The organism is Bradyrhizobium sp. USDA 4452 (assembly GCF_054063575.1).
On record NZ_JBSSGK010000001.1, the window covers coordinates 102,101 to 125,062 of the forward strand.

The following is a 22,962-nucleotide window of genomic DNA, read 5'->3' on the forward strand; positions in this document are numbered from 1 at the left end:
CGGCGCTTCAATAAGTGAACGGCGCGGAAATTGCCAGTGGCGAACGGAGGGTTGTGGAGCAAGGGAGATATGAGCGCACAGCAAATGGCGGACGGCGGTGATCGTGCCCGCCTGGCCGCCGGCGTGGTGAGTGGTTGGTCACCGGGCATGTGGACAAGGCCTAGCCGCGCTGGAATTGCTCGTGCCGGCCGTTGCCCAAGACCTTTGTGCCGAGCACCTTGGCGACCGTCTCGGCGGTCATTGCACTCCGGTCCGAGGCGCGCTGGGCCTCCAGCCTGTCGCGCGCCTTTTCGGCAATCAGCAGGCTGATCAGCTGCAGCCGGCTGGTCTCGTCGACAGCCTCCGAGAGTAGCTGCCTGTAACGCTGGTAATCGTAGCTCGCTTCGTGTTCGCTCACTGGCACGCCCCGCACACGCGCTCCACTTCAGCGAGCAGTTTTTCGCGAGTCGGGAGAGCCTGCAATGGATTTGCAGGGCGGATGGCTGTCGGCGCGCATTTCGTTGTGCGACTGTTGCAGAATTGATCGCACGCAACCGTGCAAACGGTCATGATGCGGGCGATGGCAAAAGGGAACCGAAGCGGCCATGAGCGAATCCGAAGACGGAGGCAATCGCCGCGGAGCGCTGATCGGACTGCTGGTCGCAGTGGTCATGCTCGCCGTCGGCCTCTGGCTTGCGCATGACCTGACGGCGGCGAGCAAGATGCAGGACTGTCTGATGTCGGGCCGGACCAACTGTAATGTGATCGAGCCGGCGCGCTGACCCTGCCTTGCGGCAGTGCAATATCGTTCCCACATCGATCCCCAAGACTCGGGCTGAACTGTTTGGTCCCGGTTGTGATTCCGGTCACACGCGGACAGGCGGGTTGCCTCAACTCCCAGAGATCGGCGGGAACCAAGGCCATGATGTCCAAGCTGTGGTCCGGAACGGGCGCAGCGCTGGCTGCCGCAGGCGCGGCAGGTGGCGTTTTGGTAGCGTATCTATCCCTGACGCTGGCCTCGCCAGAGCCGGTGTCGAGCGCGGCGCTCGGGCCGGCGTGGCAATGCAGCCGGGTAGCTTTCGTGTTGACCACCTGCACGCGGGCGGGCGAGGATGAACAGGAGGCCAAGGCCGAGCGCGAGGTTAAGAGCGGGGGCGAGGTCAAGGCGATCTCGGTGCGTGCCAAGGACGATTGTCCGCCGGAACCCTAAGTTTCTTGTTTCTGGGGTATCGTCTTCACGTCGACGGCTCGCTTCGCGCGAGAGCACTCCGGCCGGCTAGGCTGCGGCTTTATTTCAAACTATTTCTTGGTGACGCCACGGGGCTTGATGGAGAGGCCAAGGCGCATCGCCATCTTCTTGATTCGCTCCGGCGAACGACCGGTCGCCTTCACGACCTCCTCCAGTGACTTGGAGGACCGTGCCAATTCCATCAGTCGTCGGTCCTCCTTGAACGACCACCGCGGCTTTCGGGCCATCTTGTTGGTATCCTTGCGCTGCTGGGCAAACAAAGCCGCCAGGCGGGGTCGCCTGACGGCCTTGCCGGTGTGGGCCCGGACCTTGGGGAAATGTCCGGTGGATAAGCAATACTGCTTCCGGAGAGGGTCGCAATTGAAACCGAAATTTAACCTAACCTATCAAGGTTACTTGCAATGTTACTTGGATAGAGCGTGGCAGGAGGCCTTATGCGCAAGGTCGCCATTTTGAGTGCCGCAGCATTTTTACTGTCAGGTTGCTGGTCCGACCCGGAGGTCACGGGATCGACCAACAGCTGCGCGGCCAATCTTTACAGTCAGTACAATCCCAAGGTCATGGATCAGTGCGTCAACGCCTGCATCAAATGTGACCACGGCAACGTCACGACCTGCACGACCTCCTGTACGTTGAAGGGCGCGCGGTAATCGATCCGCGCCCCACCGACGCGAATAGGGCCTGGCGGTCGCATGCGTTCGCGTAGCCTCGCGATGGCGTCTTGCGCGGCGTGATGAACGCCGTTATCGCGTCTGGTCAGCGGCGCTATCGCCGAGCCGGAAACCAGGTGCGTGGAACAGAGCGCGATGAGCGGGCCTTCCTATGTCGCGGTCGATTGGGGCACCAGCAGCTTCCGGCTCTGGCTGATGGGCGCCGGCGGAGAGGTGTTCGGCGAACGCCGCAGTGACGAGGGCATGACCGCGGCTGCCAGGGCCGGCTTTGCGTCCGTGCTGCAATCGCATCTCGACGCGCTGGGCGCTGCGGCCGATCTGCCGGTCGTGATCTGCGGCATGGCCGGCGCGCGGCAGGGCTGGGTCGAGGCCGGCTATGTCGACACGCCGGCGCATCTCGCCGATATCCTAAAAAGCGCGGTCGTGGTCGGCGGACAGCCGCGCGATATCCGCATCCTGCCCGGGATTGCGCAGCGCGATGCTGCGGCCCCCGATGTGATGCGTGGCGAGGAAACCCAGTTGCTAGGCGCGCTCGGCCTGAATGCGCCGGGTGAGGCCCTCGTTTGCATGCCGGGAACCCATTCCAAATGGGTGCGCCTGCGCGGTGGAACGGTCGAGCGCTTTGCGACCTTCATGACAGGCGAGTTGTTCAGCGTGGTTGCGCGCGACACCATTCTGTCGCACGCCATCGCCGGAGCGGACGAGGCCGTCGACGCCGATGCGTTCCGCTCGGCCGTCGTCGCGGCGTTCGCGGCGCCGGCGCTGTCGGCCAATTTGCTGTTTCGGGTGCGATCCCGGCAGTTGCTGTTCGGCGGCAGCACGCAGGCGGCGCGTGAGACGATCTCGGGCACGTTGATCGGTGGCGAGTTGGCGGCCGGCCTTGCGGAGCGGGAGCGCGCAACACCGGTGACGCTGATTGCATCGGGGCGCCTGCAACGGCTCTATCAGATCGCGCTCGAAGGCCTTTCGATTCCGCTCAACCTAATGGATGCGGAGGAGGCGGTTCGCCGCGGCCTCGCCGGCGCCGCGGCGGCGATCTGGAACAATTGAGGGATCAACGCATGAGCATTCCGTTTCCTCCGATGAAGCGTCCGCTGGTCGCGATCCTGCGCGGCGTCAAACCGGATGAGGCCCTGGGCATCGTGAGCGCGCTGCTCGAGGCTGATATGACCGCGATCGAGATTCCTCTGAACTCGCCCGAGCCGTTCCGTTCGATCGAGATCGCGGCGAAGCGGGCGCCTGCTGACGTCCTGATCGGCGCCGGTACGGTGCTGACCCCGGGAGATGTCGACCGTCTCCATGATGTGGGCGGGCGCCTGGTGGTGTCGCCGAACGTCGATGTCGACGTGCTGGCCCGCGCCCGGCACCACGCGATGATCACGATGCCCGGCGTGTTCTCGCCGACGGAAGCGCTGCTCGCCGCGCGCGCGGGCGCCTCGAGCCTGAAATTCTTTCCGGCAAGCGTGCTCGGCGCTTCCGGCATCTCGGCGATCCGCGCCGTGCTGCCGCCGGCTGTGACGCTCGCGGCCGTCGGCGGCGTCTCGGACCAGAACTTCGCGGAGTATGTGAAGGTGGGCATTCGCGCCTTCGGTCTCGGCAGCAGCCTCTACAAGCCGGGCATGACGGCCGCGGATGTCGCCATCCGGGCAAAGGTGACAATCGAGGCGTATGACAGGGCCGTGCAAAGCGCGAGCTAGGCCGGGTCGGAATTCTTGACCGCGGTCTAATCGTCGCGCTTGCCGCCGTCGATCACCCTGAACAGCGGCGCCGCCTCCCGAGGATTCTCGAGCAGCTCTTCGACCATGGCGATCGCGGCCGCAACGTATTTCCCGGTCGCGGCGTCCAGTGGCCGTTCGGCTTCGTCCGCCAGCGCGAGCTTGGCGCCTTCGAGCAGTTTGCGGGTGCGGACCGCGGACTCGTCGCCGGAGGTCAGGGCGGCGCGCGCGATCGATCGCAGCACGAACATCTCACCTTCCAGCCGCAGCAGGCGGTCGTTCAGCTTGCTCAGCACAGTATTCAGATTCCGCATGTCGTCTCTCTCCGGGCGTCGGACGTGTCTTCCATACATGGTCATTCCTGACGAAATTCTTGACCCGGCCGCACACCATGTGGTCCGTTGCACGGCGTCGCCGAACAAACAGGCGAGGTGATCGTTCTCTCGGCGCGGTCGCGATAATGGTCAGGAGCAAATGCGATGCGTTGTGTCTTGGCACTTGGCCTGTTGCTCATCCTGTGCGTGTCTGCGAGCGCCGCAACGCGGCGTCATTCCCACACAACCCGACCCGCAACTGTTCGCTCGCCCGCGGCTGCAACGCCGGCGCCGCGCTTCGCCGTTCCTGGCTGGAGTGACGAGTCGACGCGCCAGTGGCTCGACCGTGCCTCGTCCTATGTCGGCCTGGGCGGTTAGTCGAGCGGCCGGCGACGCCAAACTCAATCGTCGTCCGCTTCTTCATTGCCCCGCGCGTTCGAAGCCGAGCGGCCGCCGTACTGCCGGAGAGCGCCCGCGGCCCTTCTCGTGATCACGCCTTCGCTGTCACGCAGTTCGTTCGTTACGCGCCGCGCGGTTCGCATCGCGCGCTTGATGTTTGAATCATGCGAGTCCTCGTCGAAGAAGAGGACGATCTCGCAGCTCGGGCACTGGCGCGAGTAACCGTTCTGCAGCCGCTTGGCGCGATCACGAAAGACGTTCTTGCAGCGTGTGCAACGGATCTGGACGGAATCTTCCATAGCGATCCTACAATACCGACGAACAATGAAAGCGCTGGCGATCGCTTTGAGGAACCAGTTCCAGATTAAGAAATCACGAAGCTCGCCACCGACGATCGCTGCGAGAATCGGAACCTGCAACGTGACGAACAGAATCCGTTCGGCATCTCAATCCCCGTCGGAACTTTGTTCACGCACGGAGAACTACGGAAGCGTTGCGTGCGCTGAGTGATAAAGAACAAGACGCGATTTCAGAGCAGACCGTGAACATCTAAAAGAATGACCTCAGCGCGTGGGCCACGCTGAGGCCAAGTTGACACTTTGGTCGTGAGGCACCGTCACCAGTGCCTCGGTGCTTAGCCTACCTTCGTTTCTCTGCAGGCAAATAGCCCATATGGGCCATGATCGTTGGCACACAACGTGCAGACTTGGAGCGTCAGGATTTTGCATCACCTTCCTGGGGCTAGAAGCAGCGCCGTCCGCGTATATTTCAAGCGGGCGGCGTTGTGCGTTTTGGCAGCCGGCGTGCGGTGTCGATCAGCGATCCATCGACCGAATTTCCAGGCTCTCGATCTTGACCCGCGGAATCGGGAAAGCATCCTCGTTCAGCGGATGCATCGTGATCGGGGTATCCATGCCGCCGGCGAGGACATTGTCGGCCATGCCGCTTTCGTGGGTGTAACTGCCGGCGAGCTGGTCGAGCCCGAGCCACGGCACCGGCGCCATCACCTTCCAGGTCAGCGCGACCTCCTCCTCGCCGATGAAAATGCCGAGGTTGGGAATCGCTGCGACGTAGCGACTGTCCGGTGCGCCGTCGGCGTGCAGCACGCAATCGAGATTGGTCACCGGGCCCAGGATGAATCCGGTATCGGGGCCGCCACGACACGCGAGCGTTCCGGCCTGCACCTGTTGTGCCTCGGCGGTTGCGATGGGCGTGGCGAGAACGGCCGCGCCACACACCGCAACGATGAACCAATGACCCGCTGTACGCATGGCGCAGTACAACGCGAAGCAAGTGCAATCGGTCCACGCTTTCGCGTGCGGCCTTCGCTGGTGGTTAAGGGATTCTTAGAATTGGGGTGGCCAACGAAATTACGCCGCCGGGCTCGAAATGGATTGTCCCGGCGGCGACCTGTTTCAATCTGGGCCCGCAATCCCAGTCATGTTCTGTCTGCGGGACCGGCGCCAAGGTTCGAGTAACCCGTATTCATGCGGGTGTCAGCGTCTCGCGACGGTCTGGTGTTGGCTGCTGACCTTCTTGTGCCCCGGCGGAGGTCCGATCGTAACCCAAACCACTGCGGCGATCACCGCCGCTGTCAGGACGGCTCCGGCCAAGGGCCTGTCGTTGTCCATGCTCCGCGCCCGGTCAGAGATGATGCTCCAGCTTCCGCATCTCCTGCAGGCGAGCCAGGCAGAAATCCCGATACAATTCGTTGATGAAATCCCACATGACCGAATCCCCTTTTGGTGCAATGAGGGGACACTAACCCGGCTTTGTTTCCGGCCGGCTTCGCGGCTTGCGGAAAATGGCTTCATCGAAGGGGAGTGGCGTGGCGATCCCGGCAGGATTCGAACCTGCAACCCGCGGAGTAGAAATCCGCTACTCTATCCAGTTGAGCTACGGGACCGTGGCCGCCTTGTAGCATCCGCAATATGAAAAATCCGCCTTTCCGCCAAGTCCGTCCGAACCGATTTTTGTGGTCGGACGACAAAGGCGAGCAGGGGTCCCGCCCTGCGTTGGCCAGACCAGCCCACCGAGCCGGCACGATGGTGCCGCCGCCGGGGCCGGTCGAAGGAATGTCGGCAATGCCATCTGCGACGTTTTCGTCCGTTCGTGTCGGCGCCTTCACTCCGTCACCTTTCGCGCATTTTTTAATCCCAACGCGGCGATCGACCGCGGGGCGTTCAGGAGCTCCATCATGATCGGATTGGTTCGTGCGGCCGCATTTTGCGCCACGCTGGCGCTCGGCCTAGTGAGCGCCCAAATGAGCGCCCAAGCCGCGGACAAGGCCTTCAGGCGCGACGATCTCGCCGATTCCGCGATCAAGCTGGAGGCCCAGATCAAGAGCGAGGCGGGCGCCGTCAACAAGTCGGCTGCGACCTTGCGCACCGACGCGGACGCCGCCTTCAGGCGCAATGATTTCCGCGGCGGGCTCACGATCCTCGGCCAGATCGCGGCAACCGCGCCCGAGGACGGCGCCAACTGGCTGCGGCTTGCCAAAACCGTGTTCCAGATCCGCTCCGCCAGCTCCAGCGAACAGACCTTCCTGATGGAACGCGCCTCCACCGCCGCCTACATCGCCTATCAGCGCGCGGGCAATGCGGGCGAGGAGGCCGACTCGTTGGCCGTGCTCGGCAAGGCACTCGCGGAGCGCAAGCTGTGGCGTCCGGCGCTCGACGCGCTGCGGCTGTCGCTCGAAAAGCGCGAGGTCGCCGATGTGCGGGGCCAGTATGAGAAGATGCGCGACGAGCACGGCTTCCGGCTGCTCGATTATACCGTCGATTCCGACGCGGCCTCGCCGCGGGCTTGCTTCCAGTTCTCCGAGGAGCTCGCCAAGCGGGTCGACTTTGCGCCGTATCTCGCACTGGCCGGCACCGACAAGCCGGCCTTGTCGGCGGAAGGCCAGCAGCTCTGCGTCGACGGGCTGAAGCACGGCGAGCGCTACAACATCAATCTGCGCGCCGGCCTGCCGTCGACCGTCAAGGAGACCCTGCCGAAATCCGCCGAGTTCAACATCTATGTCCGCGACCGCAAGCCGTTCGTGCGGTTCACCGGGCGCGCTTATGTGCTGCCGCGGACCGGCCAGCGCGGTATCCCGGTGGTCAGCGTCAACACGCCGGCGGTCACGGTCAACGTATTCCGGATCGGCGACCGCAACCTGATCAACACCGTGATCGACAGCGACTTTCAGAGTACGCTGAGCCGATATCAGCTCTCCGATCTCGGCGATCAGCGCGGCGTCAAGGTGTGGTCCGGCGAGCTCGCCACCGCCACCACGCTGAACCAGGACGTCGTCACCGCATTTCCGGTCGACCAGGCGCTCGGCGACCTGCAGCCGGGTGTCTATGTGATGACAGCCGCGGCCAAGGGGCCGGGCAGCGATGACGACGGCACGCTGGCGACGCAATGGTTCATCGTCTCAGACATGGGCCTCTCGGCATTCTCTGGCAATGACGGTATCCACGTCTTCGTCAATTCGCTCGCCTCGACCGAAGCGGTCGCCAATGCCGAAGTGAAGCTGGTCGCCCGCAACAACGAGATCCTGGCCACCCGCAAGACCGATGCCGCCGGCCATGTGCTGTTCGAGCAGGGGCTGGCGCGCGGCGAGGGCGGACTGTCGCCGGCACTGCTGACGGTGACGGGCGAGAAGGCGGACTATGCCTTCCTGAGCCTGAAGACCAACGCCTTCGACCTCACCGACCGCGGCGTCGCGGGGCGCGCGATCCCGGCCGGCGCGGACGCTTTTGTGTATGCCGAGCGCGGCGTCTACCGCTCCAACGAGACCGTCTATTTGACCGCGCTGCTGCGCGACGGACAGGGCAACGCCCTGACCGGGACGCCGCTCACCATGGTGATCGAGCGGCCCGACGGCGTCGAATTCCGCCGCGCCGTGCTGCCCGACCAGGGCGCCGGCGGCCGGATGCTTGCGGTGGCGCTGAACTCCGCGGTGCCGACCGGCACCTGGCGCGCCCGTGTCTTCACCGACCCCAAGGGCTCGTCGGTTGGCGAGACCACCTTCATGGTCGAGGATTACATCCCCGAGCGGATTGAATTCGACCTGACTAGCAACGAGAAGGTGATCAAAGCTGAAGTTCCAGTGGAACTTCAGGTTTCCGGCCATTTCCTTTATGGCGCACCAGCCTCGGGCCTGCAGCTGGAGGGCGACATGCTGGTCGCGCCCGCGGCGGGCGGCCGGCCCGGCTACGCCGGCTACCAGTTCGGCGTCGACGACGAGCAGACCCCGAGCAACGAGCGGACAGCGATCGAGGACCTGCCGGAGGCCGACGCCAATGGCGCGGCGACCTTCCCGGTGAAGCTCGACAAGGTGCCGGGCTCGACCCGGCCGCAGGAAGCCCAGATCTTCATCCGCATGGCGGAGACCGGCGGCCGTTCGGTCGAGCGCAAGATCGTGCTGCCGGTGGCCCCTGGCGCCTCGCTGATCGGCGTCAAGCCGCTGTTCGGCGACAAGAGCGTAGCCGAGGGCGACAAGGCCCAGTTCGACGTCGTGTTCGTCGCCCCCGACGGCAAGCAGCTGTCGCGCAACGGGCTGCGCTACGAGCTGTTGAAACTGGAGTCGCGTTATCAATGGTATCGCCAAAATTCGTCCTGGCAGTATGAGCCGGTCAAGTCGACCCGCCGCGTCGCCGACGGCGACGTCAATCTCGCGGCCGACAAGGCGATGCGACTGACCTTCCAGCCGCAGCCCGGCCGCTACCGGCTCGATGTGAAATCGACCGATGCCGACGGTCCGGTGACCTCGGTGCAGTTCGATGTCGGCTGGTATTCCGACGGCAGCGCCGACACGCCCGATCTGCTCGAAACCTCAATCGACAAGCCGGAATACCAATCCGGCGACACCATGACGGTGTCGGTCAATGCGCGCACCGCGGGCAAGCTGACCGTCTATGTGCTCGGCGACCGCCTGCTGACGACCCAAAGCGTCGACGTCAAGGAGGGCACCCAGCAGGTCAAGCTCCCGGTGGGCAAGGACTGGGGCACCGGAGCCTACGTAATGACCACGCTGCGCCGTCCGCTCGATGCCGCCGCCGGGCGCATGCCGGGCCGCGCGATCGGGCTGAAATGGTTCGGCATCGACAAGAAGACGCGCACGCTGGCCGTCGAGCTGTCGCCGCCCGCCTTGGTGCGGCCCGGCGCGGCGCTGAAGATCCCGGTCAAGCTCGGCGGGCTCAATCCCGGCGAGGACGCCAAGGTGGTGCTGGCCGCGGTCGATGTCGGCATCCTCAATTTGACCAACTATAAGCCGCCGGCGCCGGATGACTATTATCTCGGCCAGCGCCGTCTGACCGCCGAGATCCGCGACCTCTACGGCCAGCTGATCGACGGCATGCAGGGCACGCGCGGCCAGATCCGCAGCGGCGGTGACGCCGCCGGCGCCGAGCTGCAGGGCTCGCCGCCGACGCAGAAGCCGCTGGCCCTGTATTCCGGTATCGTCACGGTCGGCCCTGACGGCACCGCCGAGGTGAGTTTCGACATCCCCGAATTCGCCGGCACAGCGCGGGTGATGGCGGTGGCGTGGAGCGCCACCAAGCTCGGCCGCGCCAATGTTGACGTGATCGTGCGCGATCCCGTGGTGTTAACGGCAACATTGCCGCGTTTCCTGCTGACCGGTGACAAGGGCACCATCAGCATGGAGATCGACAATGTCGAAGGCGCCGCCGGCGATTACGTCGTCAGCGTGAAGGCGAGCGGCCCGATCAAGGCTTCGGGCAATCCGACCACGACCGCAAAGCTTGCAGCCAAGCAGCGCACGTCGCTGTCGCTTGGCCTCGAGGCCGGCGGCGCGGGTCGCGCCGCATTCGACGTCGACATTTCAGGGCCGAACGGCATGACGTTGGCGCGGCATTACGCGCTCGACGTCAAGCCGGCGACCCAGGTGCTGGCGCGCCGCTCGATCCGCACGCTGGCGAAGGGCGAGAGCCTGACGCTGACCTCGGACATGTTCTCCGATCTGGTGCCGGGCACCGGAAGCGTCTCGATCTCGGCGAGCCTGTCGACCGCGCTCGATGCCGCCAGCATCCTGAAGGCACTCGACCGCTATCCCTACGGCTGCTCCGAGCAGATCACGAGCCGCGCGCTGCCGCTGCTCTATGTCAACGATCTCGCCGCCGGCGCCCATCTCGCGATGGACACTGCGGTCGACCAACGCATCCGCGACGCGATTGAACGGCTCCTCGCGCGGCAAGGCTCCAATGGTTCGTTCGGCCTGTGGTCGGCGGGCGGCGACGACGCCTGGCTCGATGCCTACGTCACTGACTTCCTGACCCGGGCCCGTGAAAAGGGCTTCGCGGTGCCGGACGTGCTGTTCAAGAGCGCGCTCGATCGCGTCAGGAACTCGGTGGTCAATGCCAACGAGCCGGAGAAGGACGGCGGCCGCGATCTGGCCTACGGCCTCTACGTGCTCGCGCGCAACGGCGCCGCGCCGATCGGCGATCTGCGCTATCTCGCCGACACCAAGCTGAACAATCTGGCGACGCCGATTTCGAAGGCGCAGCTCGCCGCGGCGCTGGCGCTGGTCGGCGACAAGGCGCGGGCCGAGCGGGTCTATGGTGCCGCGCTCGACGCGCTGAACCCCAAACCCGTGATCGAGTTCGGCCGGGTCGATTATGGCTCGGCGCTGCGCGATGCGGCGGCGCTGGTCTCGCTTGCGGGCGAGGGCAATGCGCCGCGCACCACGCTGACGCAGGCCGTGCTGCGGGTGGAAGCGGCGCGCGGGCTGTCGCCCTACACCTCGACGCAGGAGAATGCGTGGATGGTGCTGGCGGCACGCGCGCTCGCCAAGGAGACGCTGGCGCTCGACATCAACGGCCAGGCGGTCAAGACCGCGGTCTACCGCAGCTACAAGGCCGAGGAGATGACGGGCCAGCCGCTCAAGATCACCAACACCGGCGACGCACCGGTGCAGGCGGTGATCTCGGTCTCGGGCTCGCCGGTGACGCCGGAGCCGGCGGCGTCCAATGGGTTCAAGATCGAGCGCAGCTATTTCACGCTCGACGGCAAGCCGGCCGATGTCACCAAGGCGAAACAGAACGACCGCTTTGCGGTTGTCCTGAAGGTGACGGAGGCCAAGCCGGAATTCGGTCACATCATGGTGGCCGATTATCTGCCGGCCGGGCTCGAGATCGACAACCCCAACCTGGTGTCGTCAGGCGATTCCGGCACGCTCGAGTGGATCGAAGATGGTGTCGAGCCGAAAAACGCCGAGTTCCGCGATGACCGCTTCACCGCGGCGATCGATCGGGGCGCCAATGACAAGTCGGTGTTCACCGTCGCCTATGTCGTGCGCGCAGTTTCGCCGGGCAAATACGTGCTGCCGCAGGCCTATGTCGAGGACATGTACAACCCCTCGCGCTACGGCCGCAGCGGTACTGGTGCTGTCGAGGTGAAGCCGGCGAAATGAGTGCAACGTTGAGCACAGCACCGGTACGACCATCGCGCTGGCGGCGGATCAGGACGGTCTTGACGATCTGCACGGCCGCGACGCTAGTCGCAGCCGCCGCGTTCGCTGGCTGGGTCGTGTCCCTCGGGCCGCTGCCGCTCGATAGCGCGCAGCAGGTCTCGACCACGGTCATCGACCGCAACGGAAAGCTGTTGCGTGCCTATGCGATGGCGGATGGGCGCTGGCGACTGCCGGTTGACGCCAAGACATCGGTCGACCCCGGCTACCTGAAGCTGCTGTTCGCCTATGAGGACAAGCGCTTCTACGAGCACCACGGCATCGATCCGCTGGCGCTGTCGCGCGCCGGCTTCCAACTGCTCACAAGCGGGCACATCGTCTCCGGCGGCTCTACGATCACGATGCAGTTGGCGCGGCTGATCGAGCCGCGGCACCAGCGCTCGGTGTATGCAAAGCTACGGCAGATGGTGCGCGCTGTTGAACTGGAGCGGCAGTTCTCCAAGGACCAGATCCTCGATCTCTATCTCGCACTGGCCCCGTTCGGCGGCAACCTCGAAGGCGTGCGCGCCGCCTCGATCGCCTATTTCGGCAAGGAGCCGAAGCGGCTCTCGCTCGCGGAAGCCGCACTGCTGGTGGCGCTGCCGCAATCGCCGGAACGCCGGCGGCTCGATCGTTATCCGGAAGCCGCCCATGCCGCGCGCGACCGCGTGCTCGACCGCATGGTCGAGGAGGGCGTGGTGCCGAAGGACGATGCCGCGCAGGCGAGGGCTGCGGCGGTGCCGAAGCTGCGAAAGCAGATCCCGATCCTGGCGCCGCATTCGTCCGATCAGGCAATCGCGACGATGAAGGACGCGCCTGTCATCAAGCTGACGCTCGATGCCTCGCTGCAACAGAACCTGGAGGCGCTGGCGCGCGACCGCGCCATCGCGCAGGGGCCCGACGTCTCGGTCGCGATCGTGGTGGTCGACAACGAGACGAACGACGTGCTCGCACGCGTCGGCTCGGCGGATTATTTCGACGATCGGCGGGCCGGTCAGGTCGACATGACGCGCGCGGTGCGCTCGCCGGGCTCGACCTTGAAGCCGTTCATCTACGGCCTCGCCTTCGAAGACGGCTTTGTTCATCCCGACAGTTTGATCGAGGATCGGCCGATCCGGTTCGGCTCCTATGCGCCGGAAAACTTCGACATGACGTTCCAGGGCACGGTGCCGATCCGCAAGGCGCTGCAATTGTCGCTGAACGTGCCGGCGATCGCGCTGCTGGACCGGGTCGGCGCGAGCCGGCTGTCGTCGCGGCTGAAGCAGGCCGGCACCAGCCTGGTGCTGCCGAAGGACGAGGCGCCGGGACTCGCAATGGGCCTCGGCGGCGTCGGCGTCACGCTGCAGGATCTTGCCCAGCTCTATTCCGGTTTGGCGCGCCTCGGCGCGACCAAGCCGCTGCGCGAGCTCATGCAGGACAATGACAGCCGCGACACGATGCGGCTGATGGATCAGGCTGCCGCCTGGCAGGTCGGCAATGTCTTGCTCGGCACGCCGCCGCCGGAGAACGGCGTGCACAACCGGATCGCGTTCAAGACCGGCACCAGCTATGGCTATCGCGATGCCTGGTCGGTCGGCTTCGACGGCCGCATCACCATCGGCGTTTGGGTCGGCCGCCCCGATGGCGCACCGGTGCCGGGCCTGGTTGGGCGCACGGCGGCGGCGCCGATCCTGTTCGATGCCTTTGCGCGCACCGGAAAAATCCCGGCGGCGTTGCCGAGGCCGCCGCGCGGCGTGCTGGTCGCCACCAATGCGAAACTGCCGCCGCCGTTGCGTCGGTTCCGGCCGCTCGGCGAACTGGTCCGCAGCGGCAACGACCAAGCGCCGCACATCCAGTTTCCGTTGAACGGCTCACGCATCGATGTCGATCAGTCCGAGGGCGGCCGTCTTGCGGCAATGCCGTTCAAGGTCGCCGGCGGGGTGCTGCCGTTGACGGTACTCGTGAACGGTGTCTCAGCCGGGGACATCGACGGCCGTCGGCAGCGCCTGATCGACCCACCTGGGCCGGGTTTCACGCGGCTCACCGTGATCGACGCCACGGGGGCAGCGGATACCGTTGTGATCCGCGTGCAATGATCGCGCGGGAAAGCGGAACAGCAGGGTTGGAAAGCGGAACAGCACGGTTGTTTGCGCTACGGTTTCATCGTATGCGAAACCCATGGTGGATAGCCTCCAACCCCGGCGCTTCGGAGCAGGGCAACAGTCTGTAAAACCTGCGCATTCAAGCCGCAGGCTGTTCATGGCGTTCGAGTTCGCGACGGCCAGCCAATGGCGTTCGATCCTGTTCCTGACGCTGACCTGCCTGGTGCTGCTCCTGCCGGGCTTCTTTACCATCCCGCCGATCGACCGCGACGAGGTTCGCTTTGCCCAGGCGACCAAGCAGATGGTCGAGAGCGGCGACTTCGTCGACATCCGCTTCCAGGACGACGTTCGCTACAAGAAGCCGGTCGGAATCTACTGGATGCAGGCGGCGGCGCTGAAGACGATCTCCGCGCTCGGGGTGCCGCGCGCCCAGGTCCGCATCTGGGTCTACCGCCTGCCGTCCCTGATCGGCGCCATCGGCGCCGTTTTGCTGACCTATTGGACGGCGCTTGCCTTCGTGACGCGACAGGGGGCGGTGCTGGCTGCCTTGATGATGGCAAGCTGTGTGCTGCTTGGCGTCGAAGCACGGCTCGCCAAGACCGACGCCATGCTGCTGCTGACGGTCACCGCGGCGATGGGCGCGATGGCGCGGGTGTATCTGTCCTGGCAACGTGGCGAGGACCCGGCGCATCCATCATGGGCCCCGCCTGCGATCTTCTGGACGGCGCTCGCGGTCGGCATCCTGATCAAGGGCCCGCTGATTCTGATGTTCGTCGGCCTTGCGATGGCCGGGCTTGCGATCCTCGATCGCTCGGCGGCCTGGTTCTGGCGCATGCGTCCGGTCTGGGGCCTGATGTGGACCTTGGTGCTGGTGCTGCCGTGGTTCGTGCTGATCTTCCTGCGCGCCGGCGAAACCTTCTTTGCCGACTCGGTCGGCGGCGACATGCTGAGCAAACTCGGCGCACAGGAGTCGCACGGCGCGCCGCCCGGGCTCTATCTGCTGTTGTTCTGGATAACCTTCTGGCCCGGCGCACCGCTCGCAGGCCTTGCGGCGCCGGCAGTCTGGCGCGCGCGGCGCGAGCCCGGCGCGCAGTTCCTGCTGGCCTGGCTGATCCCGTCCTGGATCGTGTTCGAGGCGGTGCTGACCAAGCTGCCGCATTACGTGCTGCCGCTCTATCCGGCGGTTGCGATCCTGACCGTCGGCGCGCTCGAGCGGCGTGTGCTGTCGCGCTCTCCCTGGCTGTTGCGCGGCGCCGCATGGTGGTTCGCTATCCCCGCGTTCGGCGCCGTGCTCGTGATCGTCGGCGCCATCAAGGCGATCCATCAACCGGTGTTTCCGGCTTGGCCGTTGTTCGCCGTGGCGATGGTGTTCGGCCTGATCGCGTGGTGGATGTTCGAGGATAGCCGCGCCGAGCGCTCGCTGCTCAATGCGGTGATCGCCGCGGCGTTGATGGCAGGCGCCACCTACGGCGTGGTGCTGCCGCGGCTCACCACCGTGTTTCCGAGCCAGGAGGTCGCGCGCGCCTTGCGCAACGTGACCTGCGTCGGCCCGAAGGCGGCGGCGGCCGGCTTCCATGAACCGAGCCTCGTGTTCATGACCGATACGTCGACGCTGCTTACCGACGGATCCGGCGCTGCGGATTTCCTGGGGCAGGGCTCCTGCCGCTTCGCGCTGGTCGAACAGCGCTCCGAGCGCGCCTTCGTGCAGCGCGCCGAGGCGATCGGCCTGCGCTACAACGCGCCGGTGCGGATCGAGGGCTACAACATCTCGCAGGGCAAGGCGGTTTCGATCGCGATCTTCCGTTCCGAAGGGACGGAGTGACATGCCGGCGCCGCCAGCCACCGCGGAATCCGCCAACTATTTCGGACGATTGCTGACGCTGGTCTGGCTGTCCTTTGCCCAGCTCGTGCGTGCCCCATCGCATTCGCGCCGGGCCGAGGCAGCGCGACGCTCCGCGCGCCACGCACTCCTGCTCGTCGTCGCCGTTGGCGCCGTAATCATCACCCTGATGTATGCGGTCGATGTCGCCGAGATCAGCCTGATGCCGCCACGCGGCACGCCGGGTCTCTGGTGGGTGAAGATACTCACCGATTTCGGCAAGGACGAGTATGTGCTGAGCGCGCTTGGCCTGCTGCTCGTTGCGGTCGCATTGGCGGCGCCCGCGCTGCGTGGTGTACCGCGTGCGATTTTGCTCGGCTTTGGGACGCGGCTGCAATACCTGTTCCTGTCGGTCGCGCTGTCGGTGGCGGTCGGTGAACTGATCAAGTGGATCGTCGGCCGCGGGCGGCCTTTTGTCGGCGGCAAGGCCAATGCGTTCAACTTCCAGCATTTCGCCGGCACGGAGGCCTATTCGAGCTTTCCGTCAGGACACTCGATCACGGCATTCGCGCTGGCCTTCGCCGTGTCGGCGGTCTGGCCACGCGCACGGGGCGCGATGCTGGTCTATGCGCTGATCATCATCGCGACGCGGCTCGTGCTGCTGGCTCATCATCCGAGCGACGTGGTGGCTGGCGCGCTGGTCGGCGTGATCGGCGCAATGGCCGTGCGTTACTGGTTCGCGGCCCGCCGCCTTGGTTTCGCCATTGATCGCGATGGCACCGTGTTGGCGCTGTCAGGACCGTCGGAAGGCCGCCTCAAAAGGGTTGCGGGGAGCGCTTTCGCCCCATAAAAGCGATCGCCCGGCGGCCGGATCGGGCGGGTTCCAGCCGCCGAACCCCACATCAACCACGAGTGCCGAATTGCCTGTTTCCGACCAGACGCCGGTCGCCGTTTCCATCGTCGTGCCCGTGCGCAACGAGGCGGACAATATCGCGCCGCTGATCGCCGAGATCGCAGCCGCCCTCGACGGACGCTGGGCCTACGAGATCGTCTATGTCAATGACGGCTCGACGGACGCAACCGGCGAACGGCTGAGCGCGATCATGGCGCAGCGGCCCAATCTCCGGCAGCTCCGCCACGCGGTCTCATCGGGCCAGTCGGCCGCCGTGCGCAGCGGCGTGCGCGCCGCGCGCGGGGCGATCGTGGCTACGCTCGATGGTGACGGCCAGAACGATCCGGCCTTCCTGCCGAACCTGATCGCGGCGATCGAGAGCGGCCATGGCCGGGTAGGCCTCGCTGCGGGCCAGCGCGTCGGACGCAAGGACACCGGCTTCAAGAGGCTGCAATCGCGGATCGCCAACGCCGTGCGCGGCATCATCCTGCGCGACGGCACCCGCGACACCGGGTGCGGCCTGAAAGCGTTTCCGCGCGAGGTGTTTCTGGCGATGCCTTATTTCGACGGGCTGCATCGTTTCCTTCCGGCGCTGGTCCGCCGCGAGGGGCTCGCAATCGCCTATGTTGATGTCGTCGACCGCCCGCGCCATTCCGGCGTGTCGAACTATGGTTTCTTCGACCGGCTCTGGATCGGGATCATGGATCTCGCCGGCGTGTGGTGGCTGATCCGCCGCAAAAAGCCGACTCCGGTCGTCACTGAAGTGACAGGCACCGAAGTGCCGGTCGTGACCGAGGTGAAGTGATGCTGATTCAGTTCGGCCAGGCACTCAGCGCCTATTTCTACGAAGTGTTCGTCGCCAAGTTCGACTTCTGGCTGGCGTTCGGCCTCATCGCGCAATTGCTCTTCACCGCGCGCTTTCTTGTGCAGTGGATTTCCAGCGAGCGCGCCGGCCAGAGCGTGGTGCCGATGGCGTTCTGGTTCTTCTCGATGGGCGGCGGCTTGATGACGCTGATCTACGGGCTCGCCAAGCGCGAGCCGGTCATCATCATCGGGCAGGGGCTCGCGACGCTGATCTACATCCGCAACATCATGCTGATCATGAAGAACCGCGGACGGGCGTCGAAGACGATCGACAACCGAGCGTCGTGATCATCGTGCGGCGAGCGGTATGATCGGCCTCCGCGCGATCTAGACCGATTCCAGCATTGGGCTCGGCCCAGCATCAATCGCGACCGAATCCGGGCCAAGGTCAAACAATCGCCCCAAGGCATATGGCATCTACGGTCCGCCGTGGGCGTGGCGGCATTCCGAGTCCGTGCCCCAAGGGGATGAGGGGCGTCGATGAACGGCGGTGGCGAAGCGACGAAGGGTGGTTATCGATCGAGCGTCCGCGACGTCCCGCTGTTCGACCAGCCGCCGCTGACCGGCGAGCACGAACTGCCGGACCGGCGCGCAATCAGTATCCGCTGGATGGCGGGGACGATTCTGATCGGGGCCGCCGCCATCGCCTTGCTTGCTGGCGCACTTCGCGGCGCATTTGGCGATCACGCCCAATTCGCTGTCTCGCCGGTCGTCTCACTGCCACGTTTCACGGGGCAGGTGGTCGACGAAGCGCGGCGCGGCGACCGCCTGGATCGGAGGCTTGGCGAGCAAGGCAATGCAACCGCTGTCAAGATCGAGCAGCTCAGCGATGCCGGCTCGGTCCGTCGATTCACCCGCGTGTCTGCGCGGCTTGCGGAGATCGATCCCGGGCCGCAACAGGACCGTCGTGCCGAAGCTCAGGGAGACGGTAAGGACGATCAGCGCGCGAGTTCGCCGCTGGAGTTGCCAGCCATCATACGGGCGGGTCCATTGCGCCCCGAGCTGCCCGGCGGCACCAGCGCCTATGCTGCGGATGAGGACGTGCCGCACCAGCCTTCTCCGATCGGTGAGGCGGTCAACGTTACCCGCCTTCCGAAGTCTCCTTGGACGTCGCATCGCCATCGGCACGTCATCATCGCCAGAGCCGGTGACACGCTGTTGGCCATTCTGCGGGCACTCACCGCGGCTGCGGAAGATGCACCGGCGATCCTTGCCGCTTTCCCGTCGCCTCGCGGTCAGGAAACGCTGTCCGGCGGCGAGAAGATCACGATCATCGAACAGGGCGAAGAGGCCGGGTCGCCGCGCGGCCGGGTCGCCAGAGTGTCAATCGAAAGAGCGGATTCCAGCGTGTCCGCCGTCGGTCGCACTGATGGCGGCCAGTACCAGGCGATCGTGCCGGAACAGCCGGATGTCGCCTCCTCGAACGGGAGGTTGTTGCGTCAGTCGATCAACACCCACGCCGCTCCAGGCGAGACGCTGCGTGATGGCCTTAGCGCGCTTGCACGCTCCAACCACGTCGACGAGGGTATCGTTGCTGAGCTGATGCGGCTTTGCGGCCGCGATTTCGATCTCGACGTGCCGCTCGGCGAGGCCGACGTGGCCAACCTCATCTATGCTCCCAACGACATTGGCCAGCCGGAGCTGGTCTTCATCGAATTGACGGCCGGCGGGCAGGCGCGCCGCTACTATCGCTTCACGGCGCCGGACGACGGCAGTTCGGATTTCTATGACGAGGACGGCCAATCCGTCACCAAATTCCTGCTGCGCAAGCCGGTCGTCAGCGGGCGCCTCGGCGACGGCTTTGGCTGGCGCATCCATCCGATCCTCGGCGACCGCCGCTTCCATGAGGGCGTGGATTATGCGGCGCCATATGGCTCGCCGATCGCGGCCGCGGGCGCCGGCGTCGTCGAGACCGAAGGCTACGAACGCGGCTACGGGAGATATATCCGCGTGCGTCACGATCGCGGCTACGAGACCACCTATGCCCACATCGCGAACATCCCACCGGGGCTCAAGATCGGAGACCGGGTTCGTCAGGGCGAGACGATTGCCTATGTCGGATCGACGGGGCTCTCGACCGGACCGCATCTCTATTACGAGGTGCGGATCAACGGCCGCAACGTCGATCCGCTGCGGATGAAATTGTCAGGCGGCCGGCTGCTGCAAGGCGATCTGCTCGGGGCTTTCGACCGCCAGCGCGACAGCATCAACCAGCTTGCCGCTGTCTCGGCCCTTCCGCATCCGCAGCCTGGCTCCGACCACCGGCCGCCGACGTAGTCTCGAACGCAAGTTTGATCACGGCCGCCCGGGCGCCGGAAGTTCCGCTGCGTCGACCGCATTCTCACGATCGGCGACAGTCTCGCCCGCGGCGTCGAGCACGGGATAAGCGACCGAGCAGATGTGCGAATGGATGCGGCGAAGGTCGCGCAGCACGTCGAGATGCAGCGAGGTGGTCTCGATGGTCTCGGGCCGGCCTTCGCGCAAGCGCTCCAGATGGCGCTCGACGGCGGCAAGTTCGGCCGCGCGCAGCGCCGCCTTCTCGGTCAGCAATTTACGCGCTTCGGCAGCGTCGCCCGACATGAACACGCCGAACGCGATCCGCAGCGAGTCGATCGTTCGTTTGTGGAATGCCGACAGCTCTTCGCCGCCTTCGGCCGAGAATTGCACGCGGTGCTTGATCTTCTTGGTCGCGAGCTCGCTCAGATTCTTGTCGACGATGTCGCCGATATGCTCGAGATTGATCGCGAACGCGACGATCTCCATGGCGCGCTGACCCTCGCGCTCGTCCAGGCTGCCCCGGGTGAGCTTCGTGACGTAAAGCTTGATCGCCTCGTTCAGCCGGTCGACGGTGTTGTCCATCTTCGACACCTGGTCGACCAGCGCGCGATCGTTGGTCAGCATCGCTGCCATCACCTTGCGCAACATGGCCTCGGTGTGGTCGCCCATGTGCAGCACCTCGCGCGCGGCATCGGCGAGCGCGAGCGAAGGCGTCTCCAGCGCGCTCTCGTCGAGATAGCGTGGCCGCGACGGATCGGTCTCCTGCGCACGCTTGGGCAACAGGCGCTCGAGCAGACGCGCCATGTGGTCGAGCGCGCCGATGAACAGCAGCGCGGTCGCAACGTTGAAGGTGATGTGGAACAGCGCGGTCGCCTTGGCGAGGTCGGGCTGCCAGGCGTAAATCTGCTCGGTGATCGGGCGCAGGAACGGCACCACCAGCAGGATGCCGACGACACGGTTGACGAGGTTGCCGACCGGCAGCCGGTAGCTCGCCGGATTGTCGCGTCGCGCACCCTCCATCAGCGGATTGATGGCGCTGCCGAGATTGGCGCCGAGCACGAGCGCGAACGCGGCATAGGGCGAGACGAACTGCGAATAGGCGAGCGACATCACCAGCAGCACGCTGGCGACGCTGGAATGGACCAGCCAGGTCACGACTGCGCCGATCACGATGCAGAGCACGGGATCGCCGGTGATCGCGTTCAGGAATACCCGCACGCCTGGGGCATTCTCGGCCGGCACCATGGTGTCGAGCAGGATATGCAGCGCGAGCAGCATCAGGCCGAGGCCGATCGAGACGCGGCCGAGATCCTTGATCCGAGAGCGCGGCCCGCTGCGGAATGCGACGAGGCCTGTGATGAACAGCACCGGCGCCACGGCTGCGACGTTGAACGACAGCACCTGCACGATCAGTGTGGTGCCGATATTGGCGCCGAGCATGATCGCAAGCGCCGGCACCAGGCTGACGATCTCCTCGGCGGCGAAGGAACTGGTGATCAGGGCGGTCGCGGTCGAGCTCTGCAGCAGGGCAGTCAGGCCGAGGCCGGCGCCAAGGGCGGTGAAGCGGTTGTTCAGCGCCCTCGCGAGCAACAGGCGCAAATCGGGCCCGAAGGCCCGCAGAATCCCGCTGTGGACCATGTGCAGGCCCCATAGCAGGAGTGCGACGCCCCCCATCAGATCAAGCAGAACAAGACTTCCCATACTTCTCTGATATCCCGGCAAATTCGAGTCGAAGGGGTCACGCTATCGCCAAATGACCTGGGATCAACCCCTTTTTGTTCACGTTTGGAACTGGCTGGTGGAGAGGCCGGTAACGAAGGAGGTCCCGATTGAGGCGCCGGGGTCAGTGGCAACCTGGGCCCGGCTTCATGGTTCGACGACGACGAGGCGCGCCCGGTAAATAAATCTCGAACATGACCGATCAATTGCGATTGGTTCCGCTAGGCAGTTTCCAATCTTTCCTCGTTATGACGGTAGGAACGAGAGAGCTGTCCAGCCGAGAAGCTATCCAGAAAAGGGCTTGGGGATCAGGATGTTTGTCAATCGCCGCAAGAGCGAACGCCGTGAGTGCCGGAGCGTCGCCAAAATTCAATTGGGCGCAGGGTCGTTGCCGCGCGACTGCATGATCACCGATATCTCGGCCGGCGGCGTCAAGGTGATCGCTGAATATCTGGAGATTCCGCCGGAATTCACCATCATCCTGTCGAGCGGCAGTCCGCGCCAGTGCCGCCTGGCCTGGCGGATCGGGCACGAATTCGGCGCCCAGTTCGTCGACTGATCCAGCCGCCAGGTTGGCGGTTCGCGCCGCATCCGGCACCGCTTCTGGGCCGGATGACGGCGAGATGATGGCATCCTTAACCGGAACTTAGGGTTAAGCTGTGAGCATCCCGGAACCTTCGCTGTTCCGAGTCTCGTTGATGTCCGACAAATTACCCCGACCTTCAGGCCGCATGCACCGTCTCGCCAGCTCGGTATCTGCCGCGCTCCTGCTGATCGGGCTGTCCGCCTGTCAGACGTCGGGGCCATCAGATATCACTGGGTCATTGGGCGATACGGCGGAGTCTACGCCGGCGCCGGCCGATCCGCGGCGTGATATTGCGACCTACCACGAGCGGGTTCGCGCCAATCCGAAAGACACCGACGCCGCGCTGAAATACGCCCGGGCGCTGCGCGCCACCGGCCAGCGGGCGCAGGCGGTTGCCGTCATGGAGCAGGCGGTGCTGGCGCAACCCAGCAACAAGGCGCTGCTCGCCGGCTACGGACGGGCGCTCGCCGACAACGGCAATTTCCAGCAGGCATTCGACGTGCTCGGGCGCGCACACACCCCGGAGGACCCGGACTGGCGCATCCTGTCGGCGCAGGGCGCCGTGCTCGATCAGCTCGAGCGCCACGACGAGGCCCGCCAGTATTACGCGAGCGCCCTGAAGATCGTGCCCGATGATGCGTCGGTGCTCTCGAATCTAGGCCTGTCCTATCTGCTGTCGAAAGACCTGCCGAAGGCCGAGGAAACGTTGCGCCGGGCCCGGGATCGCGCGACCGGCGACATGCGGGTGCGCACCAATCTCGCCGTCGTGGTCGGCCTGCAGGGCCGCCAGGCCGAAGCTGAAACCATCATGAAGGCCGATCTGCCGCCCGATCAGGGCTCAGCTAATGTCGCCGCGTTGAAGCGGCTGTTGGCGCGCAGGGATGCGAGCCGTACCGATACCGACAAGATCCCGGTCGCGGCCAGCCGCCGCGACTAGATCCATC

19 protein-coding genes, 1 tRNA gene and 1 pseudogene are annotated in these 22,962 nt (G+C 65.4%); 14 read left to right on the forward strand and 7 right to left on the reverse strand.

What is annotated here, in order from left to right; genetic code table 11:
- Window positions 1-160: 160 nt before the first annotated feature.
- Complete coding sequence (locus ACVISU_RS00680) at window positions 161-397, reverse strand: hypothetical protein (protein WP_050402489.1); 237 nt, start codon at window positions 395-397, stop codon at window positions 161-163.
- Window positions 398-519: 122 nt separating this feature from the next.
- Here ACVISU_RS00680 and ACVISU_RS00685 point away from each other — a divergent pair.
- Both ACVISU_RS00685 and ACVISU_RS00690 read left to right on the forward strand, forming a co-directional pair.
- Window positions 520-761: pseudogene (locus tag ACVISU_RS00685) on the forward strand (hypothetical protein).
- Between the two features lie 140 nt (window positions 762-901).
- Entirely contained in the window at window positions 902-1,189 is a 288-nt protein-coding gene (locus tag ACVISU_RS00690; RefSeq protein WP_456705666.1) for a hypothetical protein, read from the forward strand.
- An 89-nt stretch (window positions 1,190-1,278) separates the two neighbouring features.
- Here ACVISU_RS00690 and ACVISU_RS00695 read toward each other — a convergent pair whose 3' ends face one another.
- Window positions 1,279-1,455, reverse strand: a complete 177-nt coding sequence (locus tag ACVISU_RS00695; protein WP_172803581.1) for a hypothetical protein — start codon at window positions 1,453-1,455, stop codon at window positions 1,279-1,281.
- Between the two features lie 207 nt (window positions 1,456-1,662).
- On the opposite strand from ACVISU_RS00695, the gene ACVISU_RS00700 reads away from it, so the two are divergent.
- The 3 genes from ACVISU_RS00700 to ACVISU_RS00710 all read left to right on the forward strand — a co-directional run bounded on the left by ACVISU_RS00700 (window position 1,663) and on the right by ACVISU_RS00710 (window position 3,596).
- Window positions 1,663-1,878: a hypothetical protein gene (locus tag ACVISU_RS00700; RefSeq protein WP_050402491.1), complete on the forward strand. Its 216-nt coding sequence runs from the start codon at window positions 1,663-1,665 to the stop codon at window positions 1,876-1,878.
- 156 nt (window positions 1,879-2,034) lie between these two features.
- Entirely contained in the window at window positions 2,035-2,949 is a 915-nt protein-coding gene (locus tag ACVISU_RS00705; protein ID WP_050402492.1) for a 2-dehydro-3-deoxygalactonokinase, read from the forward strand.
- 11 nt (window positions 2,950-2,960) lie between these two features.
- Window positions 2,961-3,596 carry a 2-dehydro-3-deoxy-6-phosphogalactonate aldolase gene (locus ACVISU_RS00710; protein WP_456705667.1) on the forward strand — a complete coding sequence of 212 codons (636 nt, stop codon included), beginning with the start codon at window positions 2,961-2,963 and terminating at the stop codon, window positions 3,594-3,596.
- A gap of 26 nt (window positions 3,597-3,622) precedes the next feature.
- On the opposite strand, the gene ACVISU_RS00715 is transcribed toward ACVISU_RS00710, so the two are convergent.
- From ACVISU_RS00715 to ACVISU_RS00730, 4 genes are all read right to left on the reverse strand, one after another.
- Entirely contained in the window at window positions 3,623-3,928 is a 306-nt protein-coding gene (locus ACVISU_RS00715) for a hypothetical protein (RefSeq protein ID WP_050402494.1), read from the reverse strand.
- 401 nt (window positions 3,929-4,329) lie between these two features.
- Window positions 4,330-4,746, reverse strand: coding sequence for a hypothetical protein (locus ACVISU_RS00720; RefSeq protein ID WP_456705668.1), 417 nt, complete (start codon window positions 4,744-4,746; stop codon window positions 4,330-4,332).
- A gap of 396 nt (window positions 4,747-5,142) precedes the next feature.
- Window positions 5,143-5,598: a DUF992 domain-containing protein gene (locus ACVISU_RS00725; RefSeq protein ID WP_456705669.1), complete on the reverse strand. Its 456-nt coding sequence runs from the start codon at window positions 5,596-5,598 to the stop codon at window positions 5,143-5,145.
- A gap of 558 nt (window positions 5,599-6,156) precedes the next feature.
- Window positions 6,157-6,233 (reverse strand) — tRNA-Arg (locus ACVISU_RS00730).
- A gap of 291 nt (window positions 6,234-6,524) precedes the next feature.
- On the opposite strand from ACVISU_RS00730, the gene ACVISU_RS00735 reads away from it, so the two are divergent.
- From ACVISU_RS00735 to ACVISU_RS00765, 7 genes are all read left to right on the forward strand, one after another.
- Complete coding sequence (locus ACVISU_RS00735; protein ID WP_456705670.1) at window positions 6,525-11,744, forward strand: alpha-2-macroglobulin family protein; 5,220 nt, start codon at window positions 6,525-6,527, stop codon at window positions 11,742-11,744.
- Complete coding sequence (gene pbpC, locus ACVISU_RS00740; protein WP_456705671.1) at window positions 11,741-13,855, forward strand: penicillin-binding protein 1C; 2,115 nt, start codon at window positions 11,741-11,743, stop codon at window positions 13,853-13,855. The genes ACVISU_RS00735 and pbpC overlap by 4 nt, the downstream gene beginning before the upstream one ends.
- Before the next feature lie 82 nt (window positions 13,856-13,937).
- Window positions 13,938-15,683, forward strand: coding sequence for an ArnT family glycosyltransferase (locus ACVISU_RS00745; protein ID WP_050405695.1), 1,746 nt, complete (start codon window positions 13,938-13,940; stop codon window positions 15,681-15,683).
- Between the two features lies 1 nt (window position 15,684).
- Window positions 15,685-16,530 (forward strand): phosphatase PAP2 family protein, encoded by an 846-nt coding sequence (locus ACVISU_RS00750; protein ID WP_050405696.1) that lies wholly within the window; start codon window positions 15,685-15,687, stop codon window positions 16,528-16,530.
- 70 nt (window positions 16,531-16,600) lie between these two features.
- Window positions 16,601-17,377, forward strand: a complete 777-nt coding sequence (locus ACVISU_RS00755) for a glycosyltransferase family 2 protein (protein WP_050405697.1) — start codon at window positions 16,601-16,603, stop codon at window positions 17,375-17,377.
- The gene (locus ACVISU_RS00760; protein WP_050405698.1) at window positions 17,377-17,724 is read left to right on the forward strand and encodes a lipid-A-disaccharide synthase N-terminal domain-containing protein; all 348 of its coding nucleotides are present in this window, start codon (window positions 17,377-17,379) and stop codon (window positions 17,722-17,724) included. The genes ACVISU_RS00755 and ACVISU_RS00760 overlap by 1 nt, the downstream gene beginning before the upstream one ends.
- A gap of 192 nt (window positions 17,725-17,916) precedes the next feature.
- Window positions 17,917-19,713, forward strand: coding sequence for a M23 family metallopeptidase (locus tag ACVISU_RS00765; RefSeq protein WP_456705672.1), 1,797 nt, complete (start codon window positions 17,917-17,919; stop codon window positions 19,711-19,713).
- 18 nt (window positions 19,714-19,731) lie between these two features.
- On the opposite strand, the gene ACVISU_RS00770 is transcribed toward ACVISU_RS00765, so the two are convergent.
- Window positions 19,732-21,414 carry a Na/Pi cotransporter family protein gene (locus tag ACVISU_RS00770; protein ID WP_456705673.1) on the reverse strand — a complete coding sequence of 561 codons (1,683 nt, stop codon included), beginning with the start codon at window positions 21,412-21,414 and terminating at the stop codon, window positions 19,732-19,734.
- Between the two features lie 331 nt (window positions 21,415-21,745).
- Between ACVISU_RS00770 and ACVISU_RS00775 the strand changes: the two genes are divergently transcribed.
- Complete coding sequence (locus ACVISU_RS00775) at window positions 21,746-21,991, forward strand: PilZ domain-containing protein (RefSeq protein WP_050405701.1); 246 nt, start codon at window positions 21,746-21,748, stop codon at window positions 21,989-21,991.
- A 139-nt stretch (window positions 21,992-22,130) separates the two neighbouring features.
- Complete coding sequence (locus ACVISU_RS00780) at window positions 22,131-22,955, forward strand: tetratricopeptide repeat protein (protein ID WP_456705674.1); 825 nt, start codon at window positions 22,131-22,133, stop codon at window positions 22,953-22,955.
- Window positions 22,956-22,962: the final 7 nt, after the last annotated feature.

Coding starts and splice junctions, on each gene's coding strand:
- ACVISU_RS00770 (WP_456705673.1), bottom strand. CDS start 21,414: ATGGGAAGTCTTGTTCTGCTTGATCTGATGGGGGGCGTCGCACTCCTG.
- ACVISU_RS00735 (WP_456705670.1), top strand. CDS start 6,525: ATGATCGGATTGGTTCGTGCGGCCGCATTTTGCGCCACGCTGGCGCTC.
- ACVISU_RS00765 (WP_456705672.1), top strand. CDS start 17,917: ATGAACGGCGGTGGCGAAGCGACGAAGGGTGGTTATCGATCGAGCGTC.
- ACVISU_RS00710 (WP_456705667.1), top strand. CDS start 2,961: ATGAGCATTCCGTTTCCTCCGATGAAGCGTCCGCTGGTCGCGATCCTG.
- pbpC (WP_456705671.1), top strand. CDS start 11,741: ATGAGTGCAACGTTGAGCACAGCACCGGTACGACCATCGCGCTGGCGG.
- ACVISU_RS00715 (WP_050402494.1), bottom strand. CDS start 3,928: ATGCGGAATCTGAATACTGTGCTGAGCAAGCTGAACGACCGCCTGCTG.
- ACVISU_RS00705 (WP_050402492.1), top strand. CDS start 2,035: ATGAGCGGGCCTTCCTATGTCGCGGTCGATTGGGGCACCAGCAGCTTC.
- ACVISU_RS00760 (WP_050405698.1), top strand. CDS start 17,377: ATGCTGATTCAGTTCGGCCAGGCACTCAGCGCCTATTTCTACGAAGTG.
- ACVISU_RS00690 (WP_456705666.1), top strand. CDS start 902: ATGATGTCCAAGCTGTGGTCCGGAACGGGCGCAGCGCTGGCTGCCGCA.
- ACVISU_RS00780 (WP_456705674.1), top strand. CDS start 22,131: ATGTCCGACAAATTACCCCGACCTTCAGGCCGCATGCACCGTCTCGCC.
- ACVISU_RS00750 (WP_050405696.1), top strand. CDS start 15,685: ATGCCGGCGCCGCCAGCCACCGCGGAATCCGCCAACTATTTCGGACGA.
- ACVISU_RS00745 (WP_050405695.1), top strand. CDS start 13,938: ATGGTGGATAGCCTCCAACCCCGGCGCTTCGGAGCAGGGCAACAGTCT.
- ACVISU_RS00695 (WP_172803581.1), bottom strand. CDS start 1,455: ATGGCCCGAAAGCCGCGGTGGTCGTTCAAGGAGGACCGACGACTGATG.
- ACVISU_RS00725 (WP_456705669.1), bottom strand. CDS start 5,598: ATGCGTACAGCGGGTCATTGGTTCATCGTTGCGGTGTGTGGCGCGGCC.
- ACVISU_RS00775 (WP_050405701.1), top strand. CDS start 21,746: ATGTTTGTCAATCGCCGCAAGAGCGAACGCCGTGAGTGCCGGAGCGTC.
- ACVISU_RS00700 (WP_050402491.1), top strand. CDS start 1,663: ATGCGCAAGGTCGCCATTTTGAGTGCCGCAGCATTTTTACTGTCAGGT.